The 17,258-nt window shown below is 73.4% G+C and carries 12 protein-coding genes; 1 reads left to right on the top strand and 11 read right to left on the bottom strand.

What is annotated here, in order from left to right; translation table 11 throughout:
* Positions 1-153 precede the first annotated feature (153 nt).
* The 9 genes from LIV55_RS04590 to LIV55_RS04550 form a co-directional block, all read right to left on the bottom strand.
* Entirely contained in the window at positions 154-1,173 is a 1,020-nt protein-coding gene (locus LIV55_RS04590) for a glycosyltransferase family 4 protein (RefSeq protein WP_229299320.1), read from the bottom strand.
* Complete coding sequence (locus tag LIV55_RS04585) at positions 1,173-1,943, bottom strand: polysaccharide deacetylase family protein (protein ID WP_229299319.1); 771 nt, start codon at positions 1,941-1,943, stop codon at positions 1,173-1,175. The genes LIV55_RS04590 and LIV55_RS04585 overlap by 1 nt, the downstream gene beginning before the upstream one ends.
* Positions 1,940-3,904: an O-antigen ligase family protein gene (locus LIV55_RS04580; RefSeq protein ID WP_229299318.1), complete on the bottom strand. Its 1,965-nt coding sequence runs from the start codon at positions 3,902-3,904 to the stop codon at positions 1,940-1,942. The genes LIV55_RS04585 and LIV55_RS04580 overlap by 4 nt, the downstream gene beginning before the upstream one ends.
* Positions 3,901-5,313: an oligosaccharide flippase family protein gene (locus tag LIV55_RS04575; RefSeq protein WP_229299317.1), complete on the bottom strand. Its 1,413-nt coding sequence runs from the start codon at positions 5,311-5,313 to the stop codon at positions 3,901-3,903. The genes LIV55_RS04580 and LIV55_RS04575 overlap by 4 nt, the downstream gene beginning before the upstream one ends.
* Before the next feature lie 23 nt (positions 5,314-5,336).
* The gene (locus tag LIV55_RS04570; protein ID WP_229299316.1) at positions 5,337-7,418 is read right to left on the bottom strand and encodes a glycosyltransferase; all 2,082 of its coding nucleotides are present in this window, start codon (positions 7,416-7,418) and stop codon (positions 5,337-5,339) included.
* Between the two features lie 7 nt (positions 7,419-7,425).
* Positions 7,426-8,874 carry a sugar transferase gene (locus tag LIV55_RS04565; protein ID WP_229299315.1) on the bottom strand — a complete coding sequence of 483 codons (1,449 nt, stop codon included), beginning with the start codon at positions 8,872-8,874 and terminating at the stop codon, positions 7,426-7,428.
* The gene (locus tag LIV55_RS04560) at positions 8,871-10,112 is read right to left on the bottom strand and encodes a GNAT family N-acetyltransferase (RefSeq protein WP_229299314.1); all 1,242 of its coding nucleotides are present in this window, start codon (positions 10,110-10,112) and stop codon (positions 8,871-8,873) included. The genes LIV55_RS04565 and LIV55_RS04560 overlap by 4 nt, the downstream gene beginning before the upstream one ends.
* Positions 10,113-10,238: 126 nt before the next feature.
* The gene (locus LIV55_RS04555) at positions 10,239-11,576 is read right to left on the bottom strand and encodes a glycoside hydrolase 5 family protein (RefSeq protein WP_229299313.1); all 1,338 of its coding nucleotides are present in this window, start codon (positions 11,574-11,576) and stop codon (positions 10,239-10,241) included.
* A gap of 188 nt (positions 11,577-11,764) precedes the next feature.
* Positions 11,765-13,204 (bottom strand): HNH endonuclease signature motif containing protein, encoded by a 1,440-nt coding sequence (locus tag LIV55_RS04550; protein WP_229299312.1) that lies wholly within the window; start codon positions 13,202-13,204, stop codon positions 11,765-11,767.
* Positions 13,205-13,575: 371 nt separating this feature from the next.
* Between LIV55_RS04550 and LIV55_RS04545 the strand changes: the two genes are divergently transcribed.
* On the top strand, positions 13,576-14,850 hold the full coding sequence (locus LIV55_RS04545; RefSeq protein ID WP_229299311.1) for a choice-of-anchor P family protein: 1,275 nt from the start codon (positions 13,576-13,578) through the stop codon (positions 14,848-14,850).
* 68 nt (positions 14,851-14,918) lie between these two features.
* On the opposite strand, the gene LIV55_RS04540 is transcribed toward LIV55_RS04545, so the two are convergent.
* Together LIV55_RS04540 and cysD are read right to left on the bottom strand one after the other, a co-directional pair.
* Positions 14,919-16,322 (bottom strand): sulfate adenylyltransferase subunit 1, encoded by a 1,404-nt coding sequence (locus tag LIV55_RS04540; RefSeq protein WP_229299310.1) that lies wholly within the window; start codon positions 16,320-16,322, stop codon positions 14,919-14,921.
* Entirely contained in the window at positions 16,322-17,236 is a 915-nt protein-coding gene (cysD, locus tag LIV55_RS04535; RefSeq protein ID WP_229299309.1) for a sulfate adenylyltransferase subunit CysD, read from the bottom strand. The genes LIV55_RS04540 and cysD overlap by 1 nt, the downstream gene beginning before the upstream one ends.
* Positions 17,237-17,258 lie beyond the last annotated feature (22 nt).

The raw sequence follows: 17,258 nt of genomic DNA, 5'->3' as shown, positions 1-17,258 counted from the left end.
GGGGGGGCGGGGGCCCCCCCCCCCCCCCCCACGGGGGGGGGGGGGGGCGCCCCCCCGCCCCCCCCCCCTTCGCTCCCTGAGGTGCGAGCGCCAGCGAGCCGACCCCTTTGCTCCCTGAGGTGCGAGCGCCAGCGAGCCTCGAAGGGCGCCCCCTCAGCCGTAGAGATCGGTGAGACGCGCCCGCTGCACGGCGGGGTCCATCGACGCGAGGAGGTCGCGGCCACCGGCCGTCGCGGCCTGCCACGCCTCGCCGCCGCGCAGCACCTCGAGCACCCGCGTCGTCGCGTCCTCGGGCCCGGCGACCCGCACGAGCGGCGTCCCGGCGAAGGCCGAGATGTCGCGCACGAGCACCGGCAGGCCGCACGCGGCGGCGTCGAGCACGCTGAGCGGGAAGCCCTCGTACGCGGCGCTGTGCAGGTACACCCCGGCGGCGCGCAGCGCGGCGGTCAGCTCGTCGGCCGTGAGCCACCCGGTGACCTCGACCCCGGCTGCCCGCAGCCGGGCGGCCAGCCGCGCGTCGTCGGGGCTCCCGAGCCAGCGCACCGACACCCCGGGGTCGAGCTCGCGCAGCCGGGTGGCGACGGCGACGAGGTACTCGGGGTCCTTCTGCGCGCTGACCCGCCCGGACATGACGACCGTGCGCGGCGGAGGTCCGGCGCGCTCGGGATCGGTGACGACCGGGGCCGGCCGGGCGATGCTCGGCACGTTGGGCACGAGCACGTGCGCGGCCGACGGGGTGAGCCGCGCGGCGAGGGCCCGCTCCTCCTCGGAGAGCACGACGACCGTGTCGGTACGGGGGCCCAGCGCGCGCTCGACGAGCGAGACGGCGGCCCGGGCGGGGGCGGGCAACGCAGGGTCGAGCAGCTTGTAGGCGTGCGGCTGGTAGAGCACGCGGGCGTCGAGACCGGTGAGGCGGGCGTAGACCCCGGCCCGGCTCGAGTGCGCGTGGACGATGTCGCTGCCGGTCCGCGCGACGCTCTCGCGCACCGCCCGCACCCGCTGGGGCAGCCCGCGGGGGAGTGGGCGCGTGCTCGCGAAGCCGACCCCGCTCGGGTCGTCCTCGCCGGCCCACAGCAGGTGGTGCTCGTGCTCGGGCGTCAGCGACACGACGGTGTCGATGGCCCGCCCGACGCCGGTGCTGTAGCAGTCGGTGACGTGGAGGATCCGGCGCATCACGACCTCGCCGCGTGGCCGAGGACGCGGTGCGCGGCGCGGCGCACCGCGGGTGCGGAGCCGAGCGCCCGCCGGGCGAGCGGGTAGACCCGGCTCAGCTTGAGCTCGAAGGTCCGCGCGGTGTCCGTGGCGTTGATGTCGACGCGGGGGATCGCGAGGCGCCCCGCGCCGTCGTACGTCGCCAGCGCGCACGCGAAGCCCGCGGCGGCGACGGCCTCGCGGGCCGCCTGGTCGTGGTGGCCGTAGGGGTAGGCGAAGGTCGCGACACGCTCGCCGACGAGCGAGTGCAGCTCGTCGCGAGCACGGACCGTGCACTGCTCGAGCTGCTCGGTGCTCATGCCCGGCATCGACTCGTGCGCCCAGCCGTGGCACCCGAGCGCGACACCGGCCGCGGACAGCTCGCGCATCTGGGCGGCCGTCATGAGGCGTGACTCCGGCGGCATCCCGGGCAGCGGCGCCTGCCCGTCGAGCCCCGGCGAGACGTAGCAGATCGCGCTCATGCCGCGTCGTGCGAGCTGTGGCGCGGCCCGCTCGAGCACGGAGACGTAGCCGTCGTCGAAGGTGATGAGCACCGAGCGCCGCGGGGTCGGCGCGCCGTCGAGCGCCGAGAGGTAGCCGGCCTCGTCGAGCACCGTCCACCCGCGCGCGGCGAGGTGGTCGAGCTGGGCGGCGAAGGCCGCCTCGGGCACGTAGAGGTTGTCCGGGTCCGACGCCGCAGGGACCTCGCCGATGCCGTGGTACATGAGCACCAGCGGCGTGCGCCCGCTCATCGCTGCCGCCGCAGCAGCCACAGCCCGACGGCGAGCACGAGGATCGCCGACAGCCCGCACGCGAGGAGCAGCGGCTTCGGCGGGGTCACCCGGGTGTGGTCGGGGCTGGCCGTCGACAGCGTCGTCGCGACGACCTGCGGGTCCTCGTCGGCCCGGGCCTCTGCGCTGCGCGCGATCCGGTCGGCGAGGTCGCTCGCCTCCTGCGGGTCGTCCGAGCGGGCGGCGATGCGCACGGTCGTCGTCTCCGGGTCGACCGTCGCCTCGGCGGTGCTCGTCGCGGGGATGCCGAGCTCGTCGACGAGCTCGTCGACCGCGGCCTCGTCGGACAGGGCGACCGAGTACTGCTGGGCGATGAGCTTGAGCTCGTCGGGCCCGGTCGTCGCCTGGCCCTCGCTCGCCGCCTCGCTGCGCAGCCCGACGACGGCGGTCGCCTCGTGCTGGGTCGGCAGGTAGTACAGACCGGCGACCAGCGCGGCGGAGGCGAGGACCGCGAGCACGGTCGGCAGCGGCCAGGCCCGGCGCCGCCGGACCGGGGTGGGGTCGACGACCTGCTCGGGGGTGCGGTCGACGGCCCGCTCGGGGGCACGGTCGGTGGTCGCGGCCTGGTCGTGGGCGCGCGTGGTCCTGGGGGTCACGGTGGGCCTCTCAGCTCGAGGTCGAAGGGGTCGGTGGATGTGGGCCGCGGCGCCGGCGAGGAGCCAGGCGGTCGCGGTGAGGCCGGGGTTGCGCCACGGCATGTCGATGAGGCCGTGGACGGCGGCGCCGGCGAGACCGGCGAGCGGTGCGGCCACGAGCCACGAGGTGGTGCTCGTGGCGGCGCGCCAGAGCCCGTGCAGGAGCACGAGGGCGAGGGCGACGAGGACGAGGGCGCCGACGGCGCCGGTCTCGCTGAGCACGGTGAGCACGAGGTTGTGCGCGTGCAGCGGGGTCTCGAGGGTGAGGGCGGAGTCGGTGCGCGTCGCCCAGGTCTCGAGCCCGCCGGCCCCGACCCCGGTCACGGGTCGGTGCGCCGCGGCGTCGAGGGCCAGCTCCCAGATCTGCGGGCGGTGGTCGTCGGGGGAGCGCGACGGGTCGCCGAGCGAGCCGATGCGCGACAGGACGACCGCCGCTGGTCCGGTCGTGCCGAGCAGCGCGAGACCGAGCACGACCGTGCTCACCCCGCCGAGGGCGATGGCGACGGCGGGCACGAGCCGGGGGAGCACGAGGACGAGCACGGCGGTCGCGGCCGCAGCGCCCATCCACGCCCCGCGCGACAGGCTGAGCGCGAGCGCGGCGAGCACCGGCACGACGGCCAGGCCGAGGAGCGCGCGGGCGGCCCGGCTGCGCGGGCGCGCGGCGAGGGCGACGCACACGGGCAGCAGCAGCACGACGTAGGCACCGAGCTCGTTGGGCTGGGCGAAGGGGCCCTGCGCCCGGCCGTCGACGACGGACCCGCCGGCCCGGCTGGTCAGCCCGCCGAGGTCCGTGGTCGCCTGGGCGCTTACGACGAGGAGCGAGACGACGAGTGAGCCGAGCACCGCCGCGCGCCGGCGCGGGGTCAGGGTCGCCAGGGCCGCGGCGCACGCCCACCCGAGGGCGCTCGCCACCGTGAGCACGGCCGAGCGCACCGGGTCGACGGCGGTGGGCAGGGCGGCGGCCTGGGCGAGGGGGATGCCCGCGGCGACGACGACGAGAGGCGGCAGGGCGAGCCGCCGTGTGTCGACGACGCGCAGCCCCCAGAGGACCGCGACGAGCAGGCTGACCGGCAGGACGAGGCCCGGCGCCCATGGGGCGCCGAGAGCGAGGACGACGAGCGAGGCGGTGATGGCGTCGGGCAGGGCGTACGGCGCCGCCGGGCCGACGGCACCGGGTGCACCGGTGGCCCGGTCGGTCGGCACCTCGCGACCACCCCCGGCCACCGAGCCCTGCGACGTCGCGCCGGCCCCGGCCACCTCTGCCGGACGCGTCGCCACGGTGCTCATGACGCCCCCGACGTGAGCACGGAGCGCACGAGGTCGTGGGTCGGCCGGTCCCAGCGCCGGCTCGCCAGCCACCACAGCCCGACGTAGACGACCCCGCCGACGAGCGCGGCGAGCACGACGTGCACCGGGAGCAGCATCGTCGCGCCGGCGACGACGGCCGCCCCGGTGCACACGACGAGCGCCCGCCGCACGTGCACCGGCGCCACCCGTCGGCGCAGTGCGATGACGACGACGACCGCCTGCACGGCGTACGCCGCGGTCGTCGCCGCCGCGGCCGCCGCCGGTCCGTAGAGGGGGATGAGCGCGACGTCGAGCGCGACGTTCGTCGCGAGGGCGAGTGTGCTCGCGAGCAGCACGGCCGGGTCCGGGCGCAGCGCGAGGAGCGCGATGAGCGCCACCTGCGCGACCCCGAAGAAGAGCGGTGCCGGGGCGAGCCACAGGATGATCGCCCGCGACCCGAAGTCTTCGCCGAAGAGCAGCGCGACGAGCTCCTCGCCCCGGGTGAGCAGCAGCGCGGTGTACGGCAGGTACACCGCGGTGACGACGACGAGCGCCGTCGCGACCGTCCGCGAGCGCTCGACCGCCCGCAGCGAGGTGTCGGCCAGGGCCGGCAGGATGACCCGCGCGACCGACCAGCTGATGAAGAGCACGGTCTCGAGCAGGCGGTAGGCCGCCGTGTAGTAGCCGACGGCGACTGTGCCCGCGAGCCACGCGATGATGACGACGTCGATGCGGAAGAGCGCCATCGAGACGAGGTCGTTGAGCCCGGTCACCCGCACCGCGACGACGTAGTCGCGCACGTGCCCCCGCGTTACGGCCGCGGGCGACGGCCGCACGTCGGCCCGCACCCGCGCGACGAGCGCCATGAGCACCATGCCGACGACCGACGCCGCGAGGTAGCCCAGCGCCGCCCCGGTGATGCCCCCGCCGAGCTCGACCGCGGCGACGACGAGCCCGAGCGCGAGGAAGCGCTGGACGACGAGGACCACCGCCGGACCGCCCTGCACGTGCCGAGCGCTGGCCGCCGAGCGGAAGGCCTCGGTCACGCCGTCGCAGCACGCCGCCGCGACGAGGGCGAGGGTGACGTGCCAGCGCACGTCGTCGGCGACGGCGAGCGGCAGCACGGCCGCGCTCAGCACGACGACCGCCGCCGCGAGCGAGAGCCGCACGGCGAGCAGCGAGGACAGCCGCGCCGACAGGCTCTGCGGGTCGCCGCCCGTCAGCTGGACGAGACGCTGGTCGAGCCCGAGCGTCGTCGCCGACGCGAGGAGCAGCCCGAGACCTAGCCCGAAGGAGAAGGCACCGAAGTCGGCCACCCCGAGCGCCCGGGCGAGCAGCCCGAGCATGAGCAGGGTCGCCAGCTTGCCGAGCACCTCGCCGACGCTGAGCGTCACGGCGGCCCGGGTCATCCGACGTGCCTCTGCCTGTCGGGTCACGTGTCCCCGTCCGGGGGGTGGCGCAGGCCGTCGACCGCGCCGAGGACCTTCGCCCCGTCGCGCAGCGCGCTCACCGGCGCGACGAGCAGGGTGGTGCGCACCGGCTGCGGCCCGCGGGCCGCGCGCAGGGCGGGGACGCTGAGGTAGAGCGCGCCGGCGGCCAGCGCGAGCCCCCGCGCGGCACCACCGCGCGCGACGAGCGCGACCCCGACCGGGTAGGCGAGGGCGCGGACCGCGTCGCGGGCGAGGAGCAGCGCGTCGCGCGAGTGCCCCGACCCCTGCCCGTAGCGGTAGTACATCCGCAGCGTGCTGCGCAGGGTCGGGCGCTGCTCCCACGTGACGAGCGCGTCGGTGACGAGCACCGCCGGCCGGCGCTGCGCGACCGCGCGACCGAAGGTCACGTCCTCACCGGTCGCGAGGTGCTCGGGGAAGCCGCCGACCTCGCGCCACGCGTCCCGGTGCAGCGCCATCGAGCGCCCGGTCGGCATCGTCGGGTCGAAGGCGCGCCCGAAGAGCCGCCCGTGCAGCCGCGTGAGCGGCGTCGGGTGCGTCGACTCCTCGACGACGGGGTACCCGGTGACGGCGAGCGCACGCTGCAGCGGCGTCGTCGCGGTGACGTCGTAGACCCCGGTGAGCAGCGCACCCGGGTGGTCCGCGGCCGCTCGGCGAAGGGAGCTCAGCCACCCCGTCGCCGGCTCGCATCCGACGTCGGTGCACGCGACGAGGTCGTGCCGGGCACGCCCGATGCCGATGTTGCGCCCGGCCGAGATGCCCGCGCCCGGCGCGACGACGACGGTGACCCGCGGGTCCTCCTGCGCGTGCGTCCGGGCGACGTCGACGGTCGTGTCGCGCGACCCGCCGTCGACGACGACGACCTCGTCGTCGGGGCCGAGCTGGGGGCGCAGCTGGCGCAGGAGGGTGCCCAGCCCCTCGGCCTCGCCAAGGACGGTGGTGATGACGGAGACCGGGGGACCGTCGGTGCGACCCGCGCCGGGGCGAAGGGCGACCTCCGCCAGGTGGCGCTCGAGAGCCGCGGCAGCGGCGTGCGGGTCCTCGCCCGCGACGACCTCCCGACCGGCGGCGGCGACCCGAGCGCGGACGGCGGCGTCGGTGAGCCCGACGAGCGCGGCGGCCACGGCCGCCGGGTCGCCGGCGGGCACGGCGAGGCAGCCCTCGCCGAGCGTCTGCTCCAGCGGCGGGGTCGCGACGACCGGCACCCCGCACGCGAGCGCTTCGTGCGCCGCCATGCTGTGCGACTCGCCCGTCACCCGGGCGTCGCGGTCGGCGCGGGTGAGCACCGCCAGCGCGTCGTGCGCGGCGAGCAGCGAGCCGACGCCGTCGACCGGGTCGTGCAGGTGCACCCGCCCGGCGACCCCGAGGCGCTCCGCGAGAGCGACGAGTCGCCCGCGCTCGCCCGGGTAGGCCGCGTCGGCCACCCCGTAGACGTGCAGCGCCCACCCGTCGACCTGCGCGAGCGCCCGGATCGCGTCGTCGACCCCCTTGTACGGCGCGAGCCGGGTCGCCATCGCGACCCGGAGCAGCCCGTCGTCGGAGAGCCCGAGCCGCGCCGTCGCCTCGGCGCGACCCACCGTGCCGGTGGGCAGCGGCGGCGGCACGACGAGACCTGCAGGCCGACCGGTCGTCAGCCGCTGCGCCGAGCTCACCCGGCCGTCGACGAGCGTGTCGAGCAGCCGCACGAGCCCGCCCTCGAAGGAGTCGTCGTGGCGCACCCAGGCCGAGCGCGTCCCCGACATCGCCCCGGCGGCTGCGGCGACGAGCCCGGCCTTGACCCCGTGCCCGAGCACGAGGTCCGGACGGCTGCGACGGAGCACGGCGGCCACCCGCGCGACGGTGCGTGCCGCCCCCTTCGCCCGGGTGCCGGTGGGCACGACGGTGACGGGCACCCCGAGGCGGCGCCACTGCGCGGCCGCGTCGCCCTCGGCGAGCGCGACGACCTCGAGGTCGACGCGCGAGCCGGCGGCGGCGAGCCGCTCCTGCCAGATCTCGGCGCCCCCACGGGTGGCCGAGGGGAGCACGACGCACACCCGCAGGCGGGTGCCCTGGGTCTGCGGGGTCACGGCGGCCTCAGCGACCATGACGACCGATGACGCTGCGGACGGTCCTGACGATGATCTTCACGTCCTCCCACATCGACCAGTTGTCGATGTAGCTGTTGTCGAAGTCGGCGCGGTCGGAGATCGAGGTGTCGCCGCGCAGCCCGTTGACCGCCGCGTACCCGGTGAGCCCGACCGGCACCCGGTGGCGGTCCTCGTACCCGGGGTAGAGGTCGGCGTACTGCTCGACGAAGTGCGGCCGCTCGGGTCGCGGCCCGACGATGCTCATGTCGCCGCGCAGCACGTTGACCAGCTGCGGCAGCTCGTCGATCGAGCTCGCCCGGATGAAGCGCCCGACCGGGCCGACCCGGTCGTCGTGCGCGATGCTCCACGTCGTCTCCGCCTCGCGGCTGGCCGTGGGCTTGAGCGAGGTGAACTTGTAGAGCACGAAGGGGTGACCGTCGCGCCCGATGCGCTCCTGGCGGAAGATCACGCCCCGCCCGATCTCGAGGCGCACCGCGAGGGCGACGACAAGCAGGAGCGGCGAGAGCACGAGCAGGGCGGTGCCGGCGACGACGACGTCGAAGGCGCGCTTGGCCCACCACCCGGGCCCGCTCAGCGGACCGGGCGTCACCGGCAGCACCGGGATGTCCCACAGCTGGTCGCTCACCCGCCCGCCGCGCAGCCGCAGGCTGTACCCGGCCGGCACGGTGAGCACCTTGAGCCGGCGTGGCAGCCGCCGCAGCGAGTGCGCGAGCCGCCACTCCGGCGCGCTCGCGTCGGTGAGGATCACCGCGTCGATCCGGCGCCGCTGCACGACGTCGGTGAGGTCGGAGACCCCGCCGAGCACCTCGACCTCCGGGGTCGCCGGCTCGCCGTCCGCCACCGCCCCCGCGATGACGACGCCCTCACCGGGGTGGGACTCGATGCGCTCGATGAGCTGCGTCGCCCTGTCGTCCTCGCCGACGACGAGCACCCGGGTCTGGCGCGCCGGGTGCCCCCCGACCCACCAGCGCAGACCGGCGTAGACGAGCCCGCGCCCCAGCGGCAGTGCGATCGCCAGCTCGAGCAGCACGGCCCGCAGCCGGTCCGGGGTGGGCTCGCCGACGAGCAGCGGCAGCACCGCCGCGGCCCCGACGCCGACCGCACCGGCCACGAGGATCCACGGCAGCTCGTCGAGCACGCTGTTGTGGAAGCGCCTGCGGTACAGGCCCGCCCAGCTGCCGATCGCGAGGATGCCCAGCGCCAGGCCGAGCGCCGAGAGCCACTGGTCGGGGTGCGCCACCAGTGCGAACGCGGGCACCGCGAGGTCGGCTGCGACGAGCAGCGCGAGCACGGTGACGTCGACCGCGCGCATCCACCCGCGGCGTCGCCGTGAGCGGATCCGCTCGGCCGCGACCCGGGCGGCGGGCACCGGTGCCGTCACCGCCGCGGCGCCGCCACCCCCGCCGACGAGCTCTCGCTCGCCGCTGCGCTTCACGACGCGTCCTGGTGCGCTGCGCTCCCACCCGTGACGGCGGGACGGTGGGCGCGGGCCCAGGTCTGGGCGCGGCGCCCGGCGTGCACGGCCCGCGCGACAGTGGGGGAGCGGTCGCGGGCGTCACGCAGCGCAGACCGGGCACCCTCGACCGCCGCGGCACGCTGCTGCTCCAGCCGCGCGAGCGCCGGGTGCGACCACAGCACGGTGGCCTCGGAGTCGATGTCCTGCGTGCGCAGCGAGCGCTTGAAGTTCGTCAGCCCCCGACCGAGGTCGACCCCGGTGATGCTGGGGTCGGCGTGCCAGGCCTGCAGCGCGTGCCCGTGCAGGATGACGCCCGGCGAGAGGTCCTCGGCGTCGGGGTGGATCCGCCCGTCGACGAGCCGGATGATGTCGCCGTCGCGCGCCGCGAGCAGGTAGGCCCCGAGCGCACCGTCGACGTGGAGCTGCCACAGCTCGAGCGCCCCGCGCGCGGCGAGGCTCTCGCAGAGCTCGACGTGCGCGGCCCGCTGGCGGCTGTCGGCGAGCGAGTCGCTGCGCCCCAGCTCCAGCTCGCGCTCGAGACGCAGGTCGAGGGTCGCCGGCAGCGCGGCGAGCACCTCGCTCGCCTCGGTCGCACGGGTCACCGACCAGTCGCGCCCGCTCTCGTCGGCCCGTCGCTGCGCGGTGCGGGTGCGCTGCCGCGTCTTCTTGGCCGCCCAGGTGCGCTCGGTGCGCTCGGTCGGCCAGATCACCTGCGGGGTCGGGTCGTCCGCCGTGGTCTGGGCGAAGGGGGAGAGCCGCCTCAGCTCGGCGACCACCGGGTCGCCGACGGGCAGCAGCTCGAGCTCGCACCGCCACGCGATGTGCTCGGCAAGTAGGTCGTGGATGCCCCCGGCGAGCGCGCGGGCGGCCTCGTCGTCGAGGGCCACGAGGCGCTGGTGGTCGAGGGTGGCATGCCCGGCAAGCCGGGCAGAGACGAGGGAGCCGACCGGGGTCCGGCGCACGCGCACCTCGAGCAGCGCGGCCGCGACGGGCGCGCCCGTCTCGTCCTCGACGAGCACGACGGTGACGTCCTGCCCGACGGTCCGGGCCCACGCGAGCAGGTCGCGCGCGTGGGTGCGCAGGGGGACCCCGGCGAGGTCGTGGAGCCGGGCGACCGGCTCACCGAGCTCGGCGAGATCACCCGTGCGCACCGTCGGCGGTGTCGGCGCGTGAGCCGTCGCGCGCGCGACCTCCGTCGTGCCTAGACCTGTCCCCATGACCCAGCCCCCTACGGCTCGTTACCCCCGAGTAATCCAAGGTGCATCGTGCCATGAGGGTGATCCTTCAATCACCGTTTGTCCAGGGTTGGTCAGGAAATCGTCAAGAGATGGTCAAGAAGCACGTCAGGAGGAGGCAACCGCCTTGAGCCGGGCGAGGGCCGGCTTCGGGGTGAGATCGGCCCGCATGAGGCCGTACCCGTCCTCGTAGGGGTTGCCGCCGGTCCGGTCCCGCTCGCGGAACCAGATGATCCCCTTGACGTAGGGATAGCTGCTGCGGGTCAGCGCCACCGTCTCCTCGAGGAAGTCGGCCTGAGTCTGCTCGCTCACCGCCCGCTGCCAGGGCTGCGGGTTGGGGATCTGACCGGTTGACCAGCCGAGCTCGGTGAACCAGATCGGCTTGGCCGCGTCGCCCTGGGCGACCATGACGGCGCGCACGTCGCGCACCCGGGTCACCCCCCAGGGCGCCCCGCCGTCGCGCGAGGGCGAGAAGTCCGAGGGTGCCGAGTACGGGTGGGTCGCGAGGATGTCGAAGCACCCCTTCGCCCCGGCCGTGTACGTCTTCTTCACGAAAGCCGCGTCGTTGTACTGCAGCCCGCCGTAGACGACGGGGCTCGTGTCGGCCTTCTTGACCTCGGTGTAGGCCGAGCAGAGCATCTTCGTGTACGCGACCGGGTCGGCCGTGGTGAAAAAGTCGGGGTGGTTCTGCTCGTTCCACATCTCCCACGCGTCGACCGTGTGGCCCCACCGCTTGGCGGCCCAGCCGGCCGCGCGGCCGTAGGCGGTCGGGTAGCGCGGTGCGTAGCGCTCGCCCTTGCCGTAGCTGGCCCAGTCGGGCGTGAGCCAGAAGGTCACCATGGCCTTGAGGCCCCGGTCCTCGACCTCCTTGAGCACGGTGTCGACGAAGGGGACGCCCCACTGCATGTCGTACTGCTGGTGCTTGGGCTCGATCATCGCCCAGGAGACGTCGATGCGGACCCACTCGGAGCCGTTGGCGACGAGCTGGTCGAGGACCTTCGCGCGCACCGCGGGCGTCTGGTCCGACCACATGCCGTGGTACTGCACGCCGAGGGCGGGTCGGGGGTTCGTCGTACCGGCCGCGGGGGCTGAGATGACGGCGGGCGAAGGGGTGGCCGTCGGCTTCGGGATGCTCGTGGGCTTGGGCTTGGCGGTCGGCTTCGGCGTGCTCGTGGTCTTGGGCTTCGCCGTGGTCTTGGGCTTTGCGGTGGTCTTGGGCTTTGCGGTGGTCTTGGGCTTTGCGGTGGTCTTCGGCTTCGCCGTGGTCTTCGGCTTGCTGGTGCTCGTCGGTGCGGGGGTGGGCTTCGACCCGGCAGCTGACGAGGACGAGGCCTCGGCGGGTGGCGCTGCGGCGGTGGCCGTGACGACGAGTCCGGCGGCAGCGACGGCGGCGACGAGACCGGCCGTTCGACGCAGCAGATGGGCGGGGGCAGGGGGTTGCGTCATTCGCACAGCACGCTCCTCAGCGCGAGGCGGGCGGGGGGCAGACCACGCCGAGGGGGCGACGAGGCCTGTGCGAGAAAGGTATTGGCGCATCTGTGACCCACGGCACCGTCTGTCGAGACTCAGTTCAGTCGCGTTTCGGCGTCGAAACGGTCACGTGCCCTGACCTGACCCGCATACTGCCCGCCCGCTTACGTGCGTCGGTGGAAGTGGATCGTCACGGTGTCGTCGGGTGCGCGGTGGGTGGTGTGCTGCCAGTCGGGTCCGTCGATCATGCGGTGGTGGTAGCCGCACAGGGGGACCGCGTTGAGCAGGTCGGTGAGTCCGCCGTCTCGCCAGGCGTGGAGGTGATGGATCTCGGTCCACGCGAAGGGGCGTTCGCACCCGTGGGCGGCGCAGGTGTCGTAGCTCAGGGACAGGGCGAGGGCTTGGGCTTCGGTGAAGAGGCGCTTCTGTCGGGCGAGGTCGAGGGGCTGTGAGGGTCCGCCGAGGACGACGGGGATGATCCCGGCGGCGCAGGCCATGCGGCGGATGGTGCCGGTGTCGAGGTGGTCGCCGGCGTCGGTGCTTCCGGCTCGGCGCAGGTCTCCGGTGAGGTCGTCGAGTCGGGTGGTGACCAGGAGGGTGGCGGCGACCTTGCGGGAGAGGTGGTCGGTGGGGATGCGGGTGAGGAGGTCGGCGAAGGCCAGGCCGCGGCGGTGCTGCCAGTCGAGCTCGTCGACGCGGGTGTCGCCGGTGAGGCGGGCGAGGTCGCTGGGTTCGGTGATCACGGTGTCCGAGCCGGGCTGGGTGCGGCGTCGGGGTGCGGTCATGGCGTCGATGACCTTGCCGAGGATCGCGCCGGCGGCCCAGGGGACGGTGAAGTGCCCGGTCATGGTGCCGTCGTGGTTGTCGCGGATCCAGAAGGCCGACTCGTCGCGGGCGTGCGCCTCTTGCGCGGCAAGGATTTTGTCCTCGTGGGCGTCGACGACGTCTTCGTCGGGTTCGACGGCTTCGAGGACGCGCCTGGCGGCGATCCGTAGCTTGGCCGGTGCCCGGTTGACCGCGAGGAGCAGGAGCTCGGCCTCGCAGGCGCGGCGCTGCTCGAGGGTGAGCCCGTCGGGGAGGTCGTCCATCGCCTGGGTGATGACGCGGGCGTGGTCGGCGCTGATCCGCCCGTCGTCGAGGGCTGCGGCGGTGCGGGCGAGCTCGGGCTGCGGCGGTTCGGGCGGGGTGTTAGGGGATTCAGAGCCGACGAGGGTCAGACCGACAGGGGTCTGATCAGGGGAGTCACCCGGGGGTGGCGTGCTGGGCGCGGTCAGGGCGGTGGCGAGGCGTACGTCGCGTGAGGCGGGTCGTCGGTCGCCGTTGGTGGACTGTGCGACCCAGGCCCCGGTGTCGGTGTGCCCGGTGCGCTCCGCCACGCGCACGGAGTCCGCCCGGGCGACCAGGCGCAGCCGCGCGGCCTCGACACGTCGGGCGAGGCGTTCGACCTCGACGAGATCGGCGCGCAGAGCCCGCCCGGCGGTCCGCTGGTCGGCGGCGATCGCGTCCTGGAGGCTGTCGATGACGGCGTGGGCCTGGTCGAGGAGGGCTGGCACGTGGCTCTGGCCCGGGGTGCCCGGGTTGAGGAGCTGCGGCATCGTCGCCATGACCCCACACTATCGAACAGGTGTTCGAAATGGCCAGGCCATGTCGGCGAACGGTCAGCAAGGGTTTCGAGGCTCGGGCCTTGGCGGCCCTCGCACCTCAACCATCAACGGCCCCTCGCTGTTGAAGGTACGACCAGCTCTGCGACGAGCCTCGAAACCAAGTCGGCCTTCGCTGGTTGAGGCGCGAAGAGCCCCTAGGGCTCGAGCCTCGAAACCCCTCGCGAGACGAGCCGACTACACGTCTTGACCATCTCCTGACGACCTTCAGACGGGATCCTGAAGTTTGCACCGTGCGGACCGTATGACGAGCGTCACTAGCCTCCTGCGTGTCAGCCCTGCTGACGTGGCAGGGACTCAGGGAAGGGGCTCTCATGAGGATTGCAGGGGTATTCATCACCATCGGCGCGACAGTTGTGCTTGCAGCGCCACCGGCTACGGCGGCGCCAGCGAGCACTGCGCGTGAGGTGGCCGCGAGCGCGACGAAACCGGGCGTGGCCTACTCGGGCGTGGCTTATGGCTCTCAGGTGAATTTGCTCAACGGGACGGTGACCTCCGGCGCAACGGCGAAGTCGTGGGTTGGCTGCACACGGGAGGGAGGCTTGCAGGACGAGCAGTCCGTTGCCGGCATCTCGATTCCCGTCGTCGGCAAGACCGGGGCCGTCACGACGCTGGCGAGGACGACCGCGACCAGCACCTACAAGCGCACCAACACCCAGTCGCAGGTGGGCAAGGTCAACCTGCTCGGCGGCCGGATCACCGCCGACGCGATCAAGACCAACTCCTCGGCTTACGCCAAGTCCGGCGGCACGCGCAGCGGGGTCAACACGATGACCTTCACCAACCTCAAGATCGGCGGCAGGAGCATCTCGGCGAACGTCGCCAAGAACTCCAAGATCACGATCGCCGGAATCGCCGACGTCACGGTCAACCAGCAGTCGCGCTCCACGAGCTCGACCGGTGCGTACACCGCAAGGACGACCGGGCTCGTCATCCGGGTCCTGCCCGGCAACACCCTGGGCCTGGCCGCAGGGTCGACCATCCAGATCGCGTCGACAACGGCGACCGTCCAGGACCTGCCTGAGAACCAGATTTACACAGGAACTGGGTTCAGCACCCGTGTACGAGCCCTGAGCGGCGCGGTGACCTCGAGCCCCACCGCATATATCGGCGTTCCCTGCGCCGGAGGAGTCGCGAAGAACGACGTCGCGGGGGTGAATGTCCCGCTCCTCATCAGCTCGGGCACGACGACGACGACAGCGCGCGGCGTGAGCGAGAGCGCCCGCATCTACTCCAAGGTGACGAACACGACCGCGTCTCCGCGCATCCTCGGGGGCCTCATCACCGCAGACGCGATCAAAGCAGAGACAACCACCTCGCGCTCGAAGGCGACGGGCAAGTACTACCGGTCGAACACCTCGACCTTCGCCGGCCTGAAGATCGCGGGCAAGTCGGTGGCGAGCGCCGATCTCGAGGCGAACTCGGTCGTTGAGATTCCCGGTGTTGCGACAGTGACGGTCAACAGGCAGGTCATAGGCGCTCAGACCATCAACGTCACCATGCTGCGAGTTGAGCTGCTCAAGGGCGTCGCTGGACTGCCGACGGGCTCGGTGATCGAGGTCGGGTACAGCGGAACCGGCCTCAAGTAGTAGTAGCGATCAATACATGCGGAAGGCCCCGGTGAGAGCCGGGGCCTTCTGCATGTATCGCACGATCGTCAGATTGCGTAGTCCTCGCCGTGCGTACCCGAGATCATCCCGGCGCCGACCGTCGCACCGGTGGCGGGGTCGATGAGGATGAAGGACCCGGTCGACCGGATATCGGCGTACGGGTCGACGACGAGCGGCTGAGCGAGCCGCAGCGTGACTGAGCCGATCTCGTTGAGCTCGAGCGTGCTCGCGTCACGGTCGCGCTCGAGCGAGTTGATGTCGAGCCGAGAGCTCACACCCTGCACGACGGCGCGCACGGTGCGGGTGGTGTGCTTGAGCAGCAGCTTCTGACGCTCGTGCAGCTCGCCGGTCGCCATCCACGAAACGGTTGCCGTCAGCTCTCGCGTCACCTCGGGCTCATGCTCCCCAGCCCCAGCGACGAGGTCGCCACGGGAGACGTCGACGTCATCCGCGAGCCGGAGCACGACGGACTGCGAGGTCACGGCCTGCTCGAGCTCCTCGCCGAGGACGTCGATGCCGGCGATCGTCGTCCGCATGCCGCTCGGCAGCACGACGACCTGCTGCCCGACCTCGAAGGTCCCCGCCTCGACGCGCCCGGCGTAGCCGCGGTAGTCCCGGTACTCACCCTGCTGCGGCCGGATGACGTACTGCACCGGGAAGCGGGAGGGGACGCCCCCTTCGCTGCCGAGGTCCGAGGCCGTCTCGACGGTCTCGAGGTGGTCGAGCAGACTGCCACCGCTGTGCCACGGCATCGCGTCGCTGGGGGTGACGACGTTGTCGCCGGCGAGCGCGCTGATGGGGAAGGCGCTCGTCGTCGGCACGTCGAGCCGGCCGGCGAAGTCCTCGAACTCGTCGCGGATGTGCGTGAAGACCGCCTCGTCGTACCCGACGAGATCCATCTTGTTGACGACGAGGGTGATGTGCGGGACCTGGAGCAGCGACAGGAGCACGGTGTGCCGGCGCGACTGCTCGGTGATGCCGTGACGGGCGTCGACGAGGACGAGCCCGAGGTCAGCCGTCGAGGCACCGGTCACCATGTTGCGCGTGTACTGCGCGTGCCCGGGGGTGTCGGCGAGGATGAACTTGCGCCGCGGCGTCGAGAAGTACCGGTACGCGACGTCGATGGTGATGCCCTGCTCGCGCTCGCTGCGCAGGCCGTCGGTCAGCAGCGCGAGGTCGGTGTGGTCGTGGCCCTTCGCGCGGCTCGTCGCCTCGACGGCCTCGAGCTGGTCCTCGAAGATCGCCTTGCTGTCGAGCAGCAGCCGCCCGATGAGCGTGGACTTGCCGTCGTCGACGGACCCTGCCGTCGCGACCCGCAGGATCCCGAGGTCCAGATCCGTCTGGGTGGACTGAGCGCTCACCGCTGCCTCCTCGGCACCTTGGTCGTCGAGGTGCGACGAGGTCTGCGAGGAGCCTCGAGACGACGTGTCCGTCTGCAGGTCGATACCCATCAGAAGTAGCCCTCCTTCTTGCGGTCCTCCATGGCGGCCTCGCTGAAGCGGTCGTCGCCACGGGTGGCGCCTCGCTCGGTGAGCCGGGCGATGGAGATCTCGTCGATGATCTGCTCGACGCTGGAGGCGTCGGACTCGACGCACCCGGTGAGCGTGAGGTCGCCGACGGTGCGGAAGCGCACCTGGCGCTCCTGTGCCTCCTCACCGGGGCGGAGGGGGTTGTGCTCGCTCTCCGTGAGCAGCATCCCGTCGCGCGCGAAGACCCGGCGACGATGCGAGTAGTAGATCTCGGGGATGTCGAGGTCTTCGCGGGCGATGTACTGCCAGATGTCGAGCTCGGTCCAGTTCGACAGGGGGAAGACGCGCATGTGCTCGCCCTCGTGGATCCGGCCGTTGTAGAGCGACCACAGCTCGGGGCGCTGGTTCTTCGGGTCCCACTGGCCGAAGTCGTCGCGGTGGCTGTAGATCCGCTCCTTGGCGCGGGCCTTCTCCTCGTCGCGACGGCCACCGCCGAAGGCCGCGGTGTACCCGCGCTCCTCGATGGCGTTGAGCAGCGTGCCGATCTGCAGGCGGTTGCGCGAGGTCTTGCCGTCGTCGACGACCGTGCCGTCGGCGATGGCCTCCTCGACGGAGGCGACGTGCAGCTCGACGCCGAGGCGCTCGACCCAGCGATCGCGGGTGGCGAGGACCTCGGGGAAGTCGTAGCCGGTGTCGACCTGCAGCAGGCCGAAGGGGATCCGGGCGGGTGCGAAGGCGCGCTCGGCCAGCCGGAGCATGACGATCGAGTCCTTGCCGCCGGAGAACATCAGGACGGGACGCTCGAACTCCGCGGCGACCTCACGGATGATGTGGATCGACTCGGACTCGAGCACGTCGAGGTGCGTCAGCGCACGCGGGGGAGCGGTGGGTGGCACGAAGGGAGACCTCTCTGGGGAC

The sequence above is a fragment of the Janibacter melonis genome, from assembly GCF_020567375.1.
In the GTDB taxonomy this organism is placed as follows: domain Bacteria; phylum Actinomycetota; class Actinomycetes; order Actinomycetales; family Dermatophilaceae; genus Marihabitans; species Marihabitans melonis.
Note: the sequence above shows the minus strand (reverse complement) of the source record. Positions and strands in the feature narration are given on the sequence as shown.

Excerpts from the sequence above, each read along its gene's own strand:
- LIV55_RS04590 (WP_229299320.1), bottom strand. The coding sequence starts at position 1,173 with ATGCGCCGGATCCTCCACGTCACCGACTGCTACAGCACCGGCGTCGGG.
- LIV55_RS04550 (WP_229299312.1), bottom strand. The coding sequence starts at position 13,204 with ATGGCGACGATGCCGCAGCTCCTCAACCCGGGCACCCCGGGCCAGAGC.
- LIV55_RS04545 (WP_229299311.1), top strand. The coding sequence starts at position 13,576 with ATGAGGATTGCAGGGGTATTCATCACCATCGGCGCGACAGTTGTGCTT.
- LIV55_RS04555 (WP_229299313.1), bottom strand. The coding sequence starts at position 11,576 with ATGACGCAACCCCCTGCCCCCGCCCATCTGCTGCGTCGAACGGCCGGT.
- LIV55_RS04580 (WP_229299318.1), bottom strand. The coding sequence starts at position 3,904 with ATGAGCACCGTGGCGACGCGTCCGGCAGAGGTGGCCGGGGCCGGCGCG.
- LIV55_RS04585 (WP_229299319.1), bottom strand. The coding sequence starts at position 1,943 with ATGAGCGGGCGCACGCCGCTGGTGCTCATGTACCACGGCATCGGCGAG.
- LIV55_RS04575 (WP_229299317.1), bottom strand. The coding sequence starts at position 5,313 with ATGACCCGGGCCGCCGTGACGCTCAGCGTCGGCGAGGTGCTCGGCAAG.
- LIV55_RS04560 (WP_229299314.1), bottom strand. The coding sequence starts at position 10,112 with ATGGGGACAGGTCTAGGCACGACGGAGGTCGCGCGCGCGACGGCTCAC.
- LIV55_RS04540 (WP_229299310.1), bottom strand. The coding sequence starts at position 16,322 with ATGGGTATCGACCTGCAGACGGACACGTCGTCTCGAGGCTCCTCGCAG.